General features: G+C 58.9%; 15 protein-coding genes and 2 tRNA genes. 1 reads left to right on the top strand and 16 read right to left on the bottom strand.

Annotated elements, in window-relative coordinates:
* Positions 1 to 4: 4 nt before the first annotated feature.
* The 13 genes from truB to rlmE form a co-directional block, all read right to left on the bottom strand.
* Complete coding sequence (gene truB / locus N8H22_RS18860; protein ID WP_264592027.1) at positions 5 to 922, bottom strand: tRNA pseudouridine(55) synthase TruB; 918 nt, start codon at positions 920 to 922, stop codon at positions 5 to 7.
* A gap of 3 nt (positions 923 to 925) precedes the next feature.
* On the bottom strand, positions 926 to 1,315 hold the full coding sequence (gene rbfA, locus N8H22_RS18855; protein WP_264592026.1) for a 30S ribosome-binding factor RbfA: 390 nt from the start codon (positions 1,313 to 1,315) through the stop codon (positions 926 to 928).
* Between the two features lie 131 nt (positions 1,316 to 1,446).
* Entirely contained in the window at positions 1,447 to 3,942 is a 2,496-nt protein-coding gene (gene infB / locus N8H22_RS18850) for a translation initiation factor IF-2 (protein ID WP_264592025.1), read from the bottom strand.
* 28 nt (positions 3,943 to 3,970) lie between these two features.
* A complete protein-coding gene (nusA, locus tag N8H22_RS18845) occupies positions 3,971 to 5,452 on the bottom strand; it encodes a transcription termination factor NusA (RefSeq protein WP_264592024.1) in 1,482 nt (493 codons plus the stop codon).
* A gap of 47 nt (positions 5,453 to 5,499) precedes the next feature.
* On the bottom strand, positions 5,500 to 5,958 hold the full coding sequence (rimP, locus tag N8H22_RS18840; RefSeq protein WP_264592023.1) for a ribosome maturation factor RimP: 459 nt from the start codon (positions 5,956 to 5,958) through the stop codon (positions 5,500 to 5,502).
* Positions 5,959 to 6,085: 127 nt separating this feature from the next.
* Positions 6,086 to 6,162: transfer RNA gene (locus N8H22_RS18835), tRNA-Met, on the bottom strand.
* 94 nt (positions 6,163 to 6,256) lie between these two features.
* Positions 6,257 to 6,342, bottom strand: a tRNA-Leu gene (locus N8H22_RS18830).
* 7 nt (positions 6,343 to 6,349) lie between these two features.
* Positions 6,350 to 6,724, bottom strand: coding sequence for a preprotein translocase subunit SecG (secG, locus tag N8H22_RS18825; protein WP_264592022.1), 375 nt, complete (start codon positions 6,722 to 6,724; stop codon positions 6,350 to 6,352).
* A 4-nt stretch (positions 6,725 to 6,728) separates the two neighbouring features.
* Complete coding sequence (gene tpiA / locus N8H22_RS18820; RefSeq protein WP_264592021.1) at positions 6,729 to 7,484, bottom strand: triose-phosphate isomerase; 756 nt, start codon at positions 7,482 to 7,484, stop codon at positions 6,729 to 6,731.
* A 65-nt stretch (positions 7,485 to 7,549) separates the two neighbouring features.
* Positions 7,550 to 8,887 (bottom strand): phosphoglucosamine mutase, encoded by a 1,338-nt coding sequence (glmM, locus tag N8H22_RS18815; RefSeq protein ID WP_264592020.1) that lies wholly within the window; start codon positions 8,885 to 8,887, stop codon positions 7,550 to 7,552.
* Between the two features lie 12 nt (positions 8,888 to 8,899).
* Positions 8,900 to 9,751 (bottom strand): dihydropteroate synthase, encoded by an 852-nt coding sequence (gene folP / locus N8H22_RS18810; RefSeq protein WP_264592019.1) that lies wholly within the window; start codon positions 9,749 to 9,751, stop codon positions 8,900 to 8,902.
* 15 nt (positions 9,752 to 9,766) lie between these two features.
* The gene (gene ftsH / locus N8H22_RS18805; RefSeq protein ID WP_264592018.1) at positions 9,767 to 11,677 is read right to left on the bottom strand and encodes an ATP-dependent zinc metalloprotease FtsH; all 1,911 of its coding nucleotides are present in this window, start codon (positions 11,675 to 11,677) and stop codon (positions 9,767 to 9,769) included.
* A gap of 182 nt (positions 11,678 to 11,859) precedes the next feature.
* Positions 11,860 to 12,498, bottom strand: a complete 639-nt coding sequence (gene rlmE / locus N8H22_RS18800; RefSeq protein ID WP_264592017.1) for a 23S rRNA (uridine(2552)-2'-O)-methyltransferase RlmE — start codon at positions 12,496 to 12,498, stop codon at positions 11,860 to 11,862.
* Positions 12,499 to 12,582: 84 nt separating this feature from the next.
* Between rlmE and yhbY the strand changes: the two genes are divergently transcribed.
* The gene (yhbY, locus tag N8H22_RS18795; protein ID WP_264592016.1) at positions 12,583 to 12,894 is read left to right on the top strand and encodes a ribosome assembly RNA-binding protein YhbY; all 312 of its coding nucleotides are present in this window, start codon (positions 12,583 to 12,585) and stop codon (positions 12,892 to 12,894) included.
* A 32-nt stretch (positions 12,895 to 12,926) separates the two neighbouring features.
* On the opposite strand, the gene N8H22_RS18790 is transcribed toward yhbY, so the two are convergent.
* Genes N8H22_RS18790 through carB form a run of 3 tightly spaced genes read right to left on the bottom strand, consistent with a single transcriptional unit; the run spans position 12,927 to position 17,030 of the window.
* The gene (locus N8H22_RS18790) at positions 12,927 to 13,358 is read right to left on the bottom strand and encodes a DUF4149 domain-containing protein (RefSeq protein WP_264592015.1); all 432 of its coding nucleotides are present in this window, start codon (positions 13,356 to 13,358) and stop codon (positions 12,927 to 12,929) included.
* Positions 13,336 to 13,812: a transcription elongation factor GreA gene (gene greA, locus N8H22_RS18785; RefSeq protein ID WP_264592014.1), complete on the bottom strand. Its 477-nt coding sequence runs from the start codon at positions 13,810 to 13,812 to the stop codon at positions 13,336 to 13,338. The genes N8H22_RS18790 and greA overlap by 23 nt, the downstream gene beginning before the upstream one ends.
* A complete protein-coding gene (gene carB, locus N8H22_RS18780) occupies positions 13,809 to 17,030 on the bottom strand; it encodes a carbamoyl-phosphate synthase large subunit (RefSeq protein ID WP_264592013.1) in 3,222 nt (1,073 codons plus the stop codon). Before carB ends, greA begins: the two co-directional genes overlap by 4 nt.
* Positions 17,031 to 17,063 lie beyond the last annotated feature (33 nt).

Raw genomic sequence — 17,063 nt, 5'->3', positions numbered from 1 at the left:
CCGGTCATTCCGACCGAATCAGTCGACGCGGCGCAATGCGCCCGTCTTCGCTCACCTCACCGATACCGATGAAGCGACCCGCATGATCCTGAACTCGGACCATGCCGTACTTCGGAGCATCCGGCGCACGCACCGGTTGCCCATGTAGCCAGTAATACGCACTATGCTCGGAAAACTGCAGTAGAGGCCAATGCTCAAGCCCGCTGTCCACCGGCTTGAGAAAGACGTCCAGTGCCTCGGCACCGCCTTCGGCATGCGCCTGCTCCAGTGTCTCAAGCGTCACCGTCTGAGCCAGGCTGAACGGTCCGGCTTGGGTACGACGCAGCTCCGCAACGTGTGCACCACAGCCGAGCAACCGGCCAAGATCCTCGACCAATGTGCGAATGTAGGTGCCCTTGCTGCAGGCTACCGCCAGCCGCGCCTTGTCGCCATCAAGCGCGAGTAACTCCAGGCGCGCAATATTAACAGAACGCGGCTCGCGCTCCACTACCTCGCCTGCACGCGCGAGCTTGTAGAGCGGCTGCCCGTCACGTTTGAGCGCGGAGTACATCGGAGGAATCTGCTGGATGTCGCCGCGAAAACGCGGCAACAGCGCCTCGAGCTGCTCGCGCGTGACAGCGACGGGCTTGCGCTCGAGCACTTCCCCCTCAGCATCGGCAGTGGTAGTCGTCACGCCCAGCTGCATTACCGTCTCATAGCCCTTGTCGGCGTCGAGCAGGTACTGGGAGAACTTCGTCGCCTCACCGAAGCACAGCGGCAGCACGCCTGTCGCCAGCGGATCCAAGCTACCGGTATGCCCTGCCTTCTCCGCATTGAGCAACCATCGGACCTTCTGCAGCGCGGCGTTGGAGGTGAACCCGCGAGGCTTGTCCAGCAGGATGATGCCGCTGACGTCGCGACGAACACGTTTGACCTGTGCCACCGATTACTCTCCGCGCTCGTCGTTATGCCTGCGATCTTCCGCAACCGCCCGCTCGATCAGCGAGGCCAGTTCGACCCCTCGCCGGACGCTGGCATCGTAGTTGAAATGTAGCTGCGGCACGGTACGCAGCTTCATCACCTTACCCAGCTGCATGCGCAGGAACCCGGCAGCATCATTGAGAATGCGCAGGCTATGGGTAACGGCTTGCGCATCGTCATCCTTACCCATCACCGTGATGAAGATCTTCGCGTGTGACAGGTCGCGGCTGACGTCCACGCCGGTAATGGTCACCAGCCCCAGGCGCGGATCCTTGATCTCACGCTGGATCAGCTGCGCCAGTTCGCGTTGCATCTGGTCGCCGATACGCTGGGTACGACTGAATTCTTTGGTCATATCGAAACTCGCAACAGGCTGCAGGCAACTCGCTTGCAGCGCTGAGAAACAGGAACACATAAATGCAAACGGCAAGTCCTGGCAGCGCAGCCACGCACTACCAGAACCTGCCGTCTGTAGCCGGCTTCGCCTTACAGCGAACGCGCTACCTCGACCTTCTCGAACACTTCGATCTTGTCGCCAACTTTGACGTCGTTGTAGCTCTTCACGCCGATACCACATTCCATGCCAGCGCGAACTTCGGAAACGTCGTCCTTGAAGCGCCGCAGCGACTCCAGCTCGCCTTCGAAGATGACCACGTCGTCGCGTAGAACGCGGATCGGGCGGTTGCGATGCACCATCCCCTCGGTGACCATGCAGCCGGCGACCGCACCAAACTTGGGCGAACGGAACACATCGCGGACCTCGGCGATACCGAGGATGTTCTCGCGCACGTCGCTGCCGAGCATACCGGTGAGCGCCTTCTTGACGTCCTCGATGATGTCGTAAATGACGTTGTAGTAGCGCATATCCAGACCTTCGGCTTCGACGATCTTGCGGGCACCGGCATCGGCACGCACGTTGAAGCCGAACAGCACGGCGTTGGACGCCAGCGCCAGGTTGGCATCGGACTCGGTGATACCACCAACGCCGCCACCGACCACACGAACCTGTACTTCATCGTTGCCCAAACCGTTGAGCGAGCCCTGAAGCGCCTCGAGCGAGCCACGCACGTCGGCCTTGAGAACGATATTGAGCGTCTTCTTCTCGTCCTGGCCCATGGTCTCGAAGATATTTTCCAGCTTGCCGGCATGCGCGCGAGCCAGTTTTACTTCGCGGAACTTGCCTTGGCGGAATAGCGCAACCTCGCGAGCCTTCTTCTCGTCAGCGACCACGGTCAGGTCGTCGCCGGCTTCCGGGGTACCGTCCAGGCCGAGAATTTCGACCGGAATCGACGGACCAGCCTCCTTCACAGGCTTGCCATTCTCATCAAGCATGGCCCGCACGCGACCGAAGTTAACGCCGCACAGAACCATATCACCCTGGCGAAGGGTGCCGTCCTGAACCAGTACGGTGGCCACCGGGCCACGGCCCTTGTCCAGCCGCGATTCGACTACCACACCCCGGCCAGGCGCCGACGGCGTAGCCTTGAGCTCGAGGATCTCGGCCTGCAGCAGTACCGCCTCGAGCAATTCGTCGACACCGGTACCCATCTTGGCGGAAACCGGGATGAACGGCGTATCGCCGCCCCACTCCTCAGGAATCACATCGAGCGCGGCCAGACCGTTCTTGATGTTGTCCGGGTTGGCATCCGGCTTGTCGATCTTGTTGATCGCGACCACGATCGGTACGCCCGCCGCTTTCGCATGCTGCACGGCTTCCTGGGTCTGAGGCATCACGCCATCATCAGCAGCCACGACGAGAATCACGATATCGGTAGCCTTGGCACCCCGCGCGCGCATGGCGGTAAACGCCGCGTGACCGGGGGTATCGAGGAACGTGACCATGCCGCGTTCGGTTTCAACGTGGTAGGCACCGATATGCTGAGTAATGCCACCGGCTTCGCCCACCGCAACTTTAGCGCGGCGAATGTAGTCGAGCAGCGAAGTCTTGCCATGGTCGACGTGACCCATGACGGTCACCACCGGCGCGCGTGTCGCTGATTCACCTTCGAACTTCAGCAGTTCGGCCAGTTGCTCTTCCAGAGCATTGTCGCTGACTAGCTTGACCTTATGGCCGAGCTCTTCGGCAACCAGCTGCGCAGTTTCGCGATCGAGCACCTGGTTGATGGTGACCGGCGAACCCATCTTGAACATGAACTTGATGACTTCAGCGGCCTTTACCGACATCTGCTGGGCCAGTTCTGCCACGGTGATGGTTTCACCGATCGATACTTCGCGCACAACAGGACCGGTCGGGCTCTGGAAGCCGTGCTGGTTACGTTTCTTGAGCTTGGACTTGCCACGACCACCGCGGCGGAAACCGTCGGCATCGTCTTCGCCGGTGCGCACGGTTCGCGTCAGCGGCGCTTTGGCCTTCAGCGAAGGGCGATGCTGCGCATGCTTGCGATCACGTCGCTCGTCCTCGTCACTGCGCGGCTTCTCGGTGCGGCGCGGTTCCTCTTTCTTGCGCTCTTCAACCGGCGCGGCGGCAACCAACAGCTCGGCTGTCGCAGGCTCGGAAGCCACCTCGGCAACGCGGGGCTCGGCGGCTGCCGCCTCAGCTTGCTGCTGAGTCTGGCGTCGGGCCTCTTCCTCAGCGCGAATCCGCGCCTCTTCTTCGGCCTTCAGGCGCGCCGCTTCTTCAGCCGCGCGCTGCTCTTCCAGCTCGCGCTGCTTCTCTGCCTCGATCTCGTCCGGGCTGCGCTTGACGAAGGTCTTCTTCTTGCGCACTTCGACGCTGATGGTCTTGCTGCCACCGACCTTCAGTTTCGTCGTGGTCTTGCGCTGCAAGGTGATCTTGCGCGGCTCGTCCACCTTGGCGCCGTGACTGCTCTTAAGATGAGCCAGCAGGGCCTGTTTTTCGTTATCGGTCACTACTTGCTCGGCGCTGGTGTGCGACAGCCCTGCCTCACGCATCTGCTGCAGCAGTCGCTCAACCGGTGTGTCGACCACTTGGGCCAGTTCTTTCACCGTGACTTGCGTCATGCATCTCTCTCCTCAGGCCGCTAATTACTTACTCGAACCAGTGGGCTCGGGCGGCCATGATCAGCTTGCCGGCACGTTCTTCATCGATGCCGTCTATGTCGAGCAGGTCGTCGATCGACTGCTCGGCCAGGTCTTCACGGGTAATGACACCCCGCACGGCCAACTCGACCGCCAGTTCCTTGTCCATGCCTTCCAACGCGAGCAAATCCTCGGCTGGCTGTGCGTCCGCCAGTTTCTCTTCTGTGGCGATGGCCTTGGTCAGCAGGCGATCTTTGGCACGTGTACGCAGTTCGTTGACGATGTCCTCATCAAAACCTTCGATGCCGAGCATTTCCTCCATCGGGACGTAGGCGATCTCTTCGAGAGAGGTAAAGCCCTCTTCGACCAGCACTTGGGCCAGCTCTTCATCGACATCCAGCTCTTCGATGAAACTACGCAAAATGTCGCCCGTTTCTTCCTGCTGCTTGGCCTGAATATCGGCCTCGGTCATCACGTTCAACGTCCAACCGGTCAGCTGACTGGCAAGACGCACGTTCTGACCGCCACGACCGATGGCCTGGGCCAGATTGTCCTCAGCTACGGCGATATCCATGGCATGGGCATCTTCATCGACGATGATCGCCGCAACCTCTGCGGGCGCCATGGCATTGATGACGAACTGTGCCGGATTCTCATCCCAAAGCACGATATCCACACGCTCGCCACCGATTTCGCCGGAAACCGCCTGGACGCGCGAGCCACGCATACCGATGCAGGCTCCCTGCGGATCGATACGTTTGTCCTTCGAACGCACGGCGATCTTGGCGCGCGAACCCGGGTCCCGCGAAGCCCCCATCACCTCGATCAGGCCTTCTGCAATCTCCGGCACTTCGATACGGAACAGTTCGATCAACATCTGAGGCGCGGTGCGCGACAGGATCAACTGCGGCCCGCGGTTCTCGGTACGAATTTCTTTCAGCAATGCCCGTACACGGGCACCGACACGAAAAGTTTCGCGCGCGATGATGTCTTCGCGTGCCAGCAGGGCCTCAGCATTGTTGCCCAGATCGACGATCACGCTGTCGCGAGTGACCTTCTTGACGGTGCCGGAAATGATCTCACCAACACGATCGCGATAAGCCTCGACCACCTGGGCACGCTCTGCCTCGCGCACTTTCTGCACGATCACCTGCTTGGCAGTTTGTGCAGCGATTCGACCGAACTCGATGGACTCGATTTTCTCCTCGAACACATCACCGATTTTCGCGTCCGGCTTGCGCTCTTGAGCCTGATCGAGGGCCAACTGGTGGGCGGGATCTTCAAAGTGCTCGTCATCCACCACGGTCCAGCGACGAAACGTTTCATAGCTGCCGTTGTGGCGATTGATCTCCACTCGCAGATCTACTTCGTCTTCGTAACGCTTTTTGGTTGCAGTGGCCAGAGCCAACTCCAACGCCTCAAAAATAACACCAGCCGGCACGCCCTTTTCGTTGGACACCGACTCCACAACTAGCAGTACTTCTTTGCTCATCGTACGCCTCGCCTTTCGCAATCCATTGGGGTCCGCGGGATCCGCATTCAGTCAAAACGGGGAACTATGTTGGCCTTATCGATCATGTCGACAGGCAAGAGATACTCATGATCGTCAACGAGTATCACCACATCCTGCTCCTCCACCCCGCGGAGAAGACCCTGGAAATTGCGCCGGCCCTCGAAGGGCGAGCGCAGCTTTATTTTTACCTGTTCGCCCACATGAGCAGCATATTGCTCAAGCTTGAACAACGGCCGATCCATACCGGGGGAAGAAACTTCGAGGGTGTAATCGACACTGATGGGATCCTCGACATCGAGAACACCACTGAGCTGACGGCTCACCTTTTCGCAGTCATCGATCAGAATCCCGTTGGCGTGATCGATATAGACACGCAGTAGCGAGTGCCTTCCCTGAGAGAGGAACTCGATACCCCAACACTGATATCCAAGCGCCTCTACCACCGGGGCCAACAAGGCCTGCAACTGTTCTAGCTTGCTCGACATCGAAGTCCCTCGCGCATGCTGTACAAACGAAAAATGGGCGAAACGCCCATCCCTGTGATCGCCCAAAGATGCCGGCGACCTGGCTCAAGCCAATAAAAAGCCCCTATACAGGGGCCCTTTACTTCACTGGTTGCGGGGGCTGGATTTGAACCAACGACCTTCGGGTTATGAGCCCGACGAGCTACCAGACTGCTCCACCCCGCGTCAAACTGGGCACGAATTATACAATCCCACCCACAACCGGTCAACCAAAAACCCTATTAAACAAGAAAGCCCGCACTAGGCGGGCCTGCTTGTTTGGTACCGAGGAGGGGACTCGAACCCCTACAGCCTATGGCCACTACCACCTCAAGGTAGCGTGTCTACCAATTCCACCACCTCGGCAAAAACCTTACTGCTTATCCTGAACCGAAGGAACTTCACCCGCCGGGTTACGCTCTTCAAGCACCGGAACATCCTCTACCGCCGGCTTGCTTACTGGAACCTCCAGCACCGCTGGATCCGGCAGCCCTGCCTGCGAAAGATGATCAGACTGCTGCCTGGCGAAAAAAGCCAAACCCAGACTTGTCACAAAAAAAACGCCGGCAAGTATAGCAGTGAATCGACTCAGAAAGGTAGTAGAACCTTGACTACCGAATACAGTTGCCGAAGCACCCGAACCGAACGACGCTCCCGCGTCCGCACCCTTACCCTGCTGCAGCAATACCAACACAACCACACCTAGAGCAACCAGCAGATGCACCACGATCACAACAGTCTGCAACATCTGATCAGTTCCCCGCAGCGCGACAGATCGCGCTAAAATCGTTCGCATTCAGAGAGGCACCACCTATCAGCCCCCCATCAACATCCACCTGCGAAAATAGCTCGGCGGCGTTTTCTGCCTTCACGCTTCCACCATAGAGAATCCGCAGGCCTTCCGCGATAGCTGGATCTCGACGCGCCACCACTCCACGAATAGCAGCATGAACACGCTGAGCCTGACCAGGAGTTGCCGACAAACCGGAACCAATAGCCCAGACCGGCTCATATGCAACCACTGCGAACTCGAAAGCTGCAACGCCAACCACATCCAGCACGCAACTAATCTGTCTCGACACTACCTCAAGCGTTCTTCCCGCTTGACGCTCATCGAACGTCTCACCAACACAAAGGATGGGCCTCAAACCGCTTGCCTGAGCCGCCGAAAATTTCCGGCTAACAACCTCGTCACCCTCACCCAGCAACAACCTTCGCTCGGAGTGACCGACTAAGACCCAAGTACAACCGGCATCCAGCAACTGCGCTGAAGACTCTTCACCGGTGAAAGCACCGAACCCACACTCTTCAGCGCAATCCTGAGCACCTACCGATATCGCCGAACCTTCCAGCTCGCCGACAACTTGTGCGATATGCAAAGATGAAGGGAAAACCGCAACATCTACACCACTTGGCAACTCTTCCCGCTTAAGGGAAGAAATCAGCTCTGCGACGCTAGTGCGGGTACCGTTCATTTTCCAGTTACCAGCTACCATCTTGCGGCGCATGCTTTACCTCGTCGGTCAAAGTGGGCGCAGATGTTACTCAACCGGTTGCCCCCTGGCAAGCATGATCATGCACAAACTTGTGCAACCACTTTGGCAAGGCCTTCGGCATACTCCCTGACCTGCTTTTCGTCGTCACCCTCCACCATCACCCGCACCAAGGGCTCCGTACCCGATTTTCGCAACAGCACCCTTCCACGACCCGCCATACGTTTTGTAACGTCCTCACAGGCGGCCTGTACGTCAGGATGAGCTATTGGGTCGACCCCGCCGGTGAAACGCACGTTTATCAGCACTTGAGGACATTTGTGCCACGCTAAGCGCTCCTGCGCGAGCGACTGACCACGTCGCCGCAAGGCGAGTACCACCTGCAACGCCGCGATGATGGCGTCACCTGTAGTTGTGTGCTGAGCACAGACGATATGTCCCGAATTCTCCCCACCCAACTGCCAATTGCGCTCAAGCATTTCCGCAATGACGTAGCGATCGCCAACCTTGGCGCGAACGAAGGGTATTTCACGCTCCTTGAGCGCCAGCTCCAGCCCTAGGTTGCTCATCAAGGTTCCAACAACACCACCTGATAACCGCGCACGATCCTGTAAATCAGTAGCGATGATATAGAGCAGCTCATCGCCATCGACGACCGCGCCAGTATGATCGACCATCATCACCCGATCACCATCGCCATCGAACGCGATACCAAGATCCGCGCCATTATCAACAACAGCCTTCTGCAACTGCCCAACGTGAGTTGAGCCGACATCGGCATTGATGTTTAGGCCATCGGGCTGCGCAGCGATTACGACAACCTGCGCACCGAGCTCACGGAATACGCTCGGCGCCACCTTGTATGTGGCCCCATGCGCACAGTCGATCACCAGCTTGAGACCCGAGAAGTCCGTACTGGTCGGCACGCTGCTCTTGCAGAACTCGATGTAGCGCCCCGCCGCATCGTTGATTCGAGACGCCTTACCCAGCTGGGAAGACTCGACGACCGTCATCGGCGCATCTAGCAACTCTTCAATCATCAGTTCGACTTCGTCCGGCAGCTTGGTGCCGCGACCGGAGAAAAACTTAATGCCGTTGTCATGATGCGGATTGTGCGACGCACTGATGACAATCCCGGCTTCCGCATGGAACGTGCGCGTCAGATAAGCAACCGCCGGCGTCGGCATCGGCCCCAACAACAGCACATCAGCGCCCGCCGCCGACAGTCCTGCCTGCAAGGCTGATTCGAACATGTACCCGGATATACGCGTGTCCTTACCGATCAGAATGCGGCACTTGCCTTGCTTGCGAAACGCCATACCCGCAGCCCATCCGAGCTTGAGCATGAAGTCAGGGGTGATGGGAAACTGCCCGACATGACCGCGAATTCCGTCGGTACCGAAGTACTTTCTACCCATGAACAATTTTCCCTATTCTGCTGCGTTAACTGCAGCAATCATACGAACTACATCAACCGTTTCCGCCACGTCGTGCACACGCACGATCTGCGCCCCTTTGGTAACCGCAAGCGCCGCCAATGCAAGGCTTCCATACAAACGCTCTCCTACCTCGCGACCCAACGCCTTGCCGATCATACTTTTGCGAGATACGCCGACCAGTAACGGGCGGCCGAGTCGATGCAGCTGCTCGAGATGCCTGAACAAGCTGAGGTTATGTTCGAGGGTCTTGGCAAAGCCGAATCCAGGATCCAACACGATACGCTGAGCCGCAATTCCCGCGGCTACGCATTCCGCCATGCGTCGCTCAAGAAAGATGCAAACCTCGTCAGTAACATTCTCGTAATGCGGGTCATCCTGCATGTCTCCCGGCTCACCACGCATGTGCATCAGACAGACCGGCAGCCCAGTATCGACTGCCGCATCCAGAGCGCCGTCACGCCGCAAGGAGCGCACATCATTAATCAGCCCCGCACCGAGCCGCGCGACTTCGCGGATCACCGCTGGCGTAGACGTATCGACAGAGATGATCACATCCAACTCGCGAGCAATCGCCTCCACCACCGGAGCGACGCGCTCCAGCTCCTCAGTGGGAGAGACAGTCCTAGCACCGGGCCGGGTGGACTCTCCGCCAACATCTACGAGTGCTGCACCGGCCGCCAGCATTGATTCGGCGTGCCGCAATGCTGCATCTCGCAATGCATAGCGACCACCGTCGGAAAAGGAATCTGGAGTGACATTCAGAATACCCATCACTTGAGGACGGGATAAATCAAGAACCCGGCTGCCACAGGACAGCCGGGTTGGAGACAGGGTTTCGATCATCTTGAAGCCTTAAACTCAGTGCTCGCCGGCCGGACCTCCGATCGGCGCCTCCGGGCGCCCGTCTTCAGGCTGTACCGGCGTACCAGAAGCGCCGGACCCACCTTGCCAGTCGCGCGGCTCTCGCGGTGGTCGCCCAGCCATGATGTCGTCGATCTGCTCGGCATCGATGGTTTCATATTTCATCAGCGCCTCAGCCATCATGTCCAGGCGGTCACGATTGTCCGAAAGAATCTGCTTGGCCGTGCCATAACAATGATCAATGATGCTGCGCACCTCCTGATCGATCAGCTTGGCTGTTTCACCGGAGACATTGGTGTGCTGGCTGCCCGCACTACGGCCCAGAAATACTTCACCCTCTTCCTCCGCGTACATGAGCGGACCAAGCTTTTCGGATAACCCCCACTTGGTCACCATGTTCCGCGCCAGTTGCGTGGCCCGCATGATGTCGTTGGATGCACCGGTAGTGACACCTTCGAAACCGAGCGTCATTTCCTCGGCGATACGCCCACCGAACAGTGAACAGATCTGACTGATCAATGCACGCTTCGAGAGACTGTACCGATCCTCCTCGGGAAGGAACATGGTGACCCCCAATGCACGGCCACGCGGAATGATCGACACCTTATAGACCGGATCATGCTCAGGCACCACCCGACCCACGATGGCATGTCCAGCCTCATGGTAAGCAGTATTAAGCTTCTCCTTCTCAGACATAACCATCGATTTGCGCTCTGCGCCCATCATGATTTTGTCCTTGGCCAGCTCGAACTCCCGCATCTCGACGATCCGTTTGTTGGCTCGAGCGGCGAACAGCGAAGCTTCGTTGACCAAATTGGCCAAATCTGCACCCGAGAAACCCGGAGTTCCGCGCGCAATCAGTGCCGGCTCGACGTTCTCGCTTACCGGAACCTTGCGCATGTGCACCTTCAGAATCTGCTCACGACCGCGAATATCCGGCAGACCGACCACCACCTGGCGATCGAAACGCCCCGGACGCAGTAGCGCCGGATCCAACACGTCGGGACGGTTGGTCGCAGCGATGACGATGATGCCGTCGTTCATCTCGAAACCGTCCATCTCCACCAGCAACTGGTTGAGGGTCTGCTCGCGCTCGTCATGGCCACCACCAAGCCCGGCCCCACGATGACGCCCCACCGCATCGATCTCGTCAATGAAGATAATGCAGGGTGCATGCTTCTTCGCCTGCTCAAACATGTCGCGCACGCGACTGGCGCCGACGCCAACAAACATCTCGACGAAGTCCGAACCAGAAATGGTGAAGAACGGCACTTTGGCTTCGCCGGCAATGGCCTTGGCCAGCAGCGTCTTACCGGTACCAGGCGGGCCAACCATCAAAACGCCTCGCGGGATACGGCCGCCCAAGCGCTGGAACTTGCCAGGATCGCGCAGGAACTCGACCAGCTCGCTGACCTCTTCCTTGGCTTCGTCGCAGCCCGCGACGTCGGCGAAAGTGGTCTTGACCTGATCTTCCGAAAGCAGGCGCGCCTTGCTCTTGCCGAAACTCATCGGGCCGCCCTTGCCACCGGCCCCACCCTGCATTTGCCGCATGAAGAACATGAATACGGCGATGATCACCAGAATCGGAAAACTAGCCACCAACAACTGAGTCCAGATGCTCTGCTGCTCGGGCTGCTTACCTTCGATGACCACGTTGTTGTTGATCAGATCGCCAATCAGGCCGTTGTCCTGGATCGCCGGACGAACAGTTTTGAAGGTTTCGCCGTCACTACGCTTACCAATGATCACGAATCCATCAACGGTGACGCGCTCGACGCGCCCTTCCTTCACCTGCTCGATGAAGTCCGAATAGTTGAGCGTCTGCGGCTCGCTCGGGCTGGAAAAATTGTTCATCACCGTCACCAGCACAGCGGCGATGATCAGCCACAGGATGAGGTTCTTAGCCATGTCGTTCAAATTAACTACCCTCTGGAGCAAACCCCCTCAAACGGGGCTGCATGACGGCCGAATGCTTGCTCGGCCTAACTTACTACACAACGCTGGAGAACTGGCAGCTCGTCTGTAACCCTATATGAAACAGCCTAGCGGACCAAACAGACTCCCGCTATCGCCCCACTGGTCATGGTCAATCACCGCTCACGCGTCCCGCCGCCCCTGAACCCCCGCGCCAGCAGATACTGCTCCCGTGAACGATCGCGCGACGAGAGCGGCTTGCGCATTTGCACCTTCTCGAAATTCTGGCGCACCTCTTTCAGGTAGGCATCGAAGCCCTCGCCCTGAAAGATCTTGATCAGAAAATCGCCGCCGGGACGCAGCACACGCGTCGCCAGATCCAACGCCAGCTCGCAGAGAAACATTGCCCGCGGCTGATCCGCTGCACGGACTCCACTCATATTGGGGGCCATGTCGGAAATCACAAGGTCCACCGGATGATCGCCAATCGCTTCGAGAATCTGTGCGAACACCTCATCCTCGGTGAAGTCGCCCTGAATGAAGGTAACATCGGCGATGCTGTCCATCGGCAGAATGTCAGAGGCAATAAGCCGCCCCTTGTCTCCGATGACTCGGCTGGTGACCTGCGACCAACCGCCGGGCGCAGCACCAAGATCGACCACCGTCATGCCAGGCCGCAAAATGTGATCCTTCTCTTGAATCTCCAGCAGCTTGTAACTGGCGCGGGAGCGATAGCCGTCCCTCTGCGCCATCTTCACGTAGGGATCATCGAAATGTTCTTTCAGCCAACGCGGGCTGGTCTTGGAGCGTGCCAAGCTGATACCTCATCTGTGCGGCTCGGAACCTGTCGGGTTACACTAGCCGCCGTTTTTCAAGGGTTCTGACGCAAGGGTCGAAATATGCCGCTCACCAACGAGCAGAAGAAACACTACAAATCCATCGGCCACCACCTGAAACCGGTTCTGATCGTAGCTGAAAACGGGCTCAACGAAGGCGTGATGGCCGAACTTGAACGCGCACTGAACGATCACGAACTGATCAAGGTTCAGTTTCGCATTGCCGAGCGCGAAGATCGGCGCGCACTGATGGAAGAGCTCTGCAAGACCGCCAATTGCGAGCTGGTACAAACCATCGGCAAGATGGCGCTGGTCTACCGCAAGAACCCAAAGGCCAACAAGCAACTTTCCAACATCCACCGCTTTCAGGCCTGATACCCACGGCGGGCACGGCCCGCCGCTTATTATCAGTCCTCACGTCCCGGCAACGGTTGCAACACCAGCATCAGCCCACAGCAGGCTATCGCGAGGTAACTGAACACCGGCCAGTAGACCGACTCAAAGCCGTCAACGCGCTCGACGAAGAAGCTGGCGGCAAGCAGCAGGATCGTCAGCAACAACTGGCCGCGCAGGTCGCGAACGAAACGCACCAACCCGGTAACCTGCACCAACACCATCGCCTGCAGGACCACGCAGAACGCCGCGAAACCCACCAGCAAAGGACGCAGCGCACTGGCGATGTCATCGACCAGCAACGGTGCCAGCCCTACCTTGCCCAGCGCAGGCAGCACGACGAAGTGCAATAGCCAAAGGCCGCCGACCCAGAAGGTCTGAGCCAGCTGCCAACTGATGACGGCGGCCGGCGACCGCCGTCGCTCAGAGATGGCGAACCTCGACAATCTCATACTCGATCAGACCGCTGGGCGTCTTGACCGCTACCACGTCCCCCTCTTCTTTGCCGATCAGCGCGCGAGCAATCGGCGAACTCACCGACAATTTGCCCTGCTTGATGTCAGCCTCGTCGTCACCAACGATCTGATAAGTCACCTGCTCATCGGTTTCGACGTTGGCGATATCCACAGTCGTACCGAAGATCACTTTACCGGTCGGCGGAATACTGGCGATATCGATTACCTGAGCGTTCTGCAGACGGCCCTCGATGTCACGAATGCGCGCCTCGACCATGCCCTGCTGCTCACGCGCTGCGTGGTACTCGGCGTTCTCCTTGAGATCGCCCAACTCACGCGCCTCGGCGATGGCCTGAGTGATCTGCGGGCGCAGCACAGTTTTCAGATGCTTGAGTTCTTCTTCCAGGGCGCGAGCGCCCTGGATGGTCATGGGGAATTTTGTCATGCGTTGATTCCTGCATGGAGATCCTGCAAACGGCGCACAGTCTTCTCGGGACCGAATTTGAGCGCCTCACAGATCGCCTGACCACCGGCGATGGTGGTGGTGATGCAGATCTTGTGCTGCAGGGCATTACGACGAATGGAATACGAATCGGCAATCGACTGCCGTCCTTCGGTGGTGTTGATGATCAGCGTAACCTCGTCATTCTTGATCATGTCGACCACGTGCGGCCGTCCTTCGGTCACCTTGTTCACGCGACGCACCGGCAATCCGGCGGCCTCGATGATGCGCGCCGTGCCGGCGGTCGCGACCACTTCGAAGCCCAGCCCGATCAGATCACGGGCGACCTGCTCGACGTAGGGTTTGTCGTCTTCGCGCACGCTGATGAACGCGCAACCGGAAGTCGGCAGGATTTCGCTGGCACCCAGCTGGGCCTTGGCGAAAGCCTCGGCGAAGCTATCGCCGACACCCATCACCTCGCCGGTGGACTTCATTTCCGGGCCAAGTATGGTGTCCACTCCAGGGAACTTGGCGAAGGGGAACACCGCTTCCTTGACGCTGAAGAACGGCGGGATGATCTCCTTGGTGAAGCCGATCTCAGCCAGGGTCTTGCCGGCCATGACGCGTGCGGCGACCTTGGCCAGCGACTCGCCAATGCACTTGGAAACGAACGGCACGGTGCGCGAAGCACGCGGGTTCACTTCCAGCACGTAGATGTCTTCGCCCTGCACGGCCATCTGCACGTTCATCAGGCCAACCACGTCGAGTTCCAGGGCCATCTTGCGCACCTGTTCGCGGATCTCGTCCTGAATGTGCTGCGGCAGCGAATAGGCCGGCAGCGAACAGGCGGAGTCACCGGAGTGCACGCCAGCCTGCTCGATGTGCTGCATGATCGCGCCGATCACCACCTGCTCGCCGTCGCATACGGCATCCACATCCACCTCGATGGCGCAGTTGAGGAAGTGGTCGAGCAGCACCGGGCTGTCGTTGGACACCTGCACCGCTTCGCGCATGTAGCGCTTGAGTTCTTCTTCCTCGTAGACAATTTCCATTGCCCGACCACCGAGTACGTAGGACGGACGCACCACCAGCGGATAACCGATGGTCTTGGACGCCGCGATGGCTTCCTCCTCGCTGCGCGCGGTGGCGTTCTGCGGCTGACGCAGGTTCAAGCGCTGCACCATCTGCTGGAAGCGCTCACGATCTTCGGCGCGGTCGATCGCGTCCGGGCTGGTACCGATGATCGGCACGCCGGCTTCTTCCAGGGCGCGGCAGATTTTCAGCGGGGTCTGGCCGCCGTACTGCACGATCACGCCCTTGGGCTGCTCGACACGGACGATCTCCAGCACGTCCTCCAGAGTTACCGGCTCGAAGTACAAACGGTCGGAAGTGTCGTAGTCGGTGGAGACGGTTTCCGGGTTGCAGTTGACCATGATGGTCTCGTAACCGTCTTCACGCATCGCCAGCGCCGCGTGCACGCAGCAGTAATCGAACTCGATGCCCTGACCGATACGGTTCGGACCGCCGCCAAGAATCATGATCTTGTCGCGGCTCGACGGATTGGCCTCGCACTCTTCCTCGTAGGTCGAATACATGTAAGCAGTGTCAGTGGCGAATTCGGCCGCGCAGGTGTCGACGCGCTTGTAGACCGGCAATACCTTGAGCTTATGGCGATGGCTGCGCAGGTTCTTCTCGGTGACACCCAGCAGCTTGGCCAGACGCGCGTCGGAGAAGCCCTTGCGCTTGAGCTTGTACATCAGATCTCGATCGATACTGGATAGACCGAGCGTCTTGACGTGCTCCTCTTCCTTGACCAGGTCCTCGATCTGTACCAAGAACCAAGGATCGATCTTGGTCAGTGCGAATACGTCGTCGACGCTCTTGCCGGCACGGAAGGCATCAGCCACGTACCAAATGCGGTCAGCGCCCGGAACGGTCAGCTCGCGCTTGAGGGTGCTTTCGGCCTCAACATCGGCAAAATTTAGCTTCGGATCGAACCCGGTAGCGCCGACTTCCAGCCCACGCAGAGCCTTCTGCATGGATTCCTGGAAAGTACGACCGATGGCCATGACCTCACCGACCGACTTCATCTGCGTGGTCAGACGCGCATCAGCCTTGGGGAATTTCTCGAAGGCAAAACGCGGCACCTTGGTTACGACGTAGTCGATGGCCGGCTCGAACGAGGCAGGCGTGCGGCCGCCAGTGATGTCGTTCTGCAACTCATCGAGGGTGTATCCCACCGCCAGCTTGGCGGCGATCTTGGCGATCGGGAATCCGGTAGCCTTGGAAGCCAAGGCCGAGGAACGCGACACACGCGGGTTCATCTCGATCACGACCATGCGACCGGTATTCGGGCAGATGCCGAACTGCACGTTGGAACCGCCGGTTTCCACGCCGATCTCACGCAGAACCGCCAGCGAGGCGTTACGCAGGATCTGATATTCCTTGTCGGTTAGGGTCTGCGCCGGAGCCACGGTGATCGAATCACCGGTGTGTACGCCCATCGGATCGAAGTTCTCGATGGAGCAGACGATGATGCAGTTGTCCTTCTTGTCGCGGACCACCTCCATCTCGTATTCCTTCCAGCCGATCAGCGACTCATCGATCAGCAGCTCGCTGGTCGGTGACAGATCCAGGCCGCGGGCGCAGATCTCTTCGAACTCTTCACGGTTGTAGGCGATACCGCCACCAGTGCCACCCATGGTAAACGAAGGACGGATGATGCAGGGGAAGCCGACCTTGTCGAGCACGGCGTAGGCTTCGTCCATGTTGTGCGCTATGCCAGATACCGGACAGGCCAGGCCGATGTTCTTCATCGCCTTGTCGAAGCGCGAACGATCCTCAGCCTTGTCGATGGTGTCGGCATTGGCACCGATCATCTCCACTCCGAACTTCTCCAGCACACCGTGCTTTTCCAAGTCCAGCGCGCAGTTCAGCGCGGTCTGGCCACCCATGGTGGGCAGCAGCGCATCCGGACGCTCCTTCTCGATGATCTTGGCCACGGTGGCCCACTTGATCGGCTCGATATAGGTAGCGTCGGCCATGGCCGGGTCGGTCATGATGGTGGCCGGGTTGGAGTTCACCAGAATGACGCGGAATCCCTCTTCCTTCAGCGCCTTGCACGCCTGGGCACCAGAGTAGTCGAACTCGCAGGCCTGGCCGATAACGATCGGGCCGGCACCGAGGATGAGGATACTTTTGATATCTGTACGTTTTGGCATTTTCTTACTCTCGAATCCTTTGGTCAGTCGGCA

It is taken from the genome of Stutzerimonas sp. S1, from assembly GCF_025966695.1.
In the GTDB taxonomy this organism is placed as follows: domain Bacteria; phylum Pseudomonadota; class Gammaproteobacteria; order Pseudomonadales; family Pseudomonadaceae; genus Stutzerimonas.
The sequence above is the reverse complement of the archived record's forward strand: the minus strand, read 5'-3'. Positions and strand labels throughout refer to the sequence as shown.

Bases quoted from the DNA above. Each gene is read 5' to 3' on its own strand.
- secG (WP_264592022.1), bottom strand. From the start codon at position 6,724: ATGTTGCAGACTGTTGTGATCGTGGTGCATCTGCTGGTTGCTCTAGGT.
- infB (WP_264592025.1), bottom strand. From the start codon at position 3,942: ATGACGCAAGTCACGGTGAAAGAACTGGCCCAAGTGGTCGACACACCG.
- folP (WP_264592019.1), bottom strand. From the start codon at position 9,751: ATGATCGAAACCCTGTCTCCAACCCGGCTGTCCTGTGGCAGCCGGGTT.
- rbfA (WP_264592026.1), bottom strand. From the start codon at position 1,315: ATGACCAAAGAATTCAGTCGTACCCAGCGTATCGGCGACCAGATGCAA.
- greA (WP_264592014.1), bottom strand. From the start codon at position 13,812: ATGACAAAATTCCCCATGACCATCCAGGGCGCTCGCGCCCTGGAAGAA.
- yhbY (WP_264592016.1), top strand. From the start codon at position 12,583: ATGCCGCTCACCAACGAGCAGAAGAAACACTACAAATCCATCGGCCAC.
- ftsH (WP_264592018.1), bottom strand. From the start codon at position 11,677: ATGGCTAAGAACCTCATCCTGTGGCTGATCATCGCCGCTGTGCTGGTG.
- glmM (WP_264592020.1), bottom strand. From the start codon at position 8,887: ATGGGTAGAAAGTACTTCGGTACCGACGGAATTCGCGGTCATGTCGGG.
- rimP (WP_264592023.1), bottom strand. From the start codon at position 5,958: ATGTCGAGCAAGCTAGAACAGTTGCAGGCCTTGTTGGCCCCGGTGGTA.
- carB (WP_264592013.1), bottom strand. From the start codon at position 17,030: ATGCCAAAACGTACAGATATCAAAAGTATCCTCATCCTCGGTGCCGGC.
- nusA (WP_264592024.1), bottom strand. From the start codon at position 5,452: ATGAGCAAAGAAGTACTGCTAGTTGTGGAGTCGGTGTCCAACGAAAAG.
- tpiA (WP_264592021.1), bottom strand. From the start codon at position 7,484: ATGCGCCGCAAGATGGTAGCTGGTAACTGGAAAATGAACGGTACCCGC.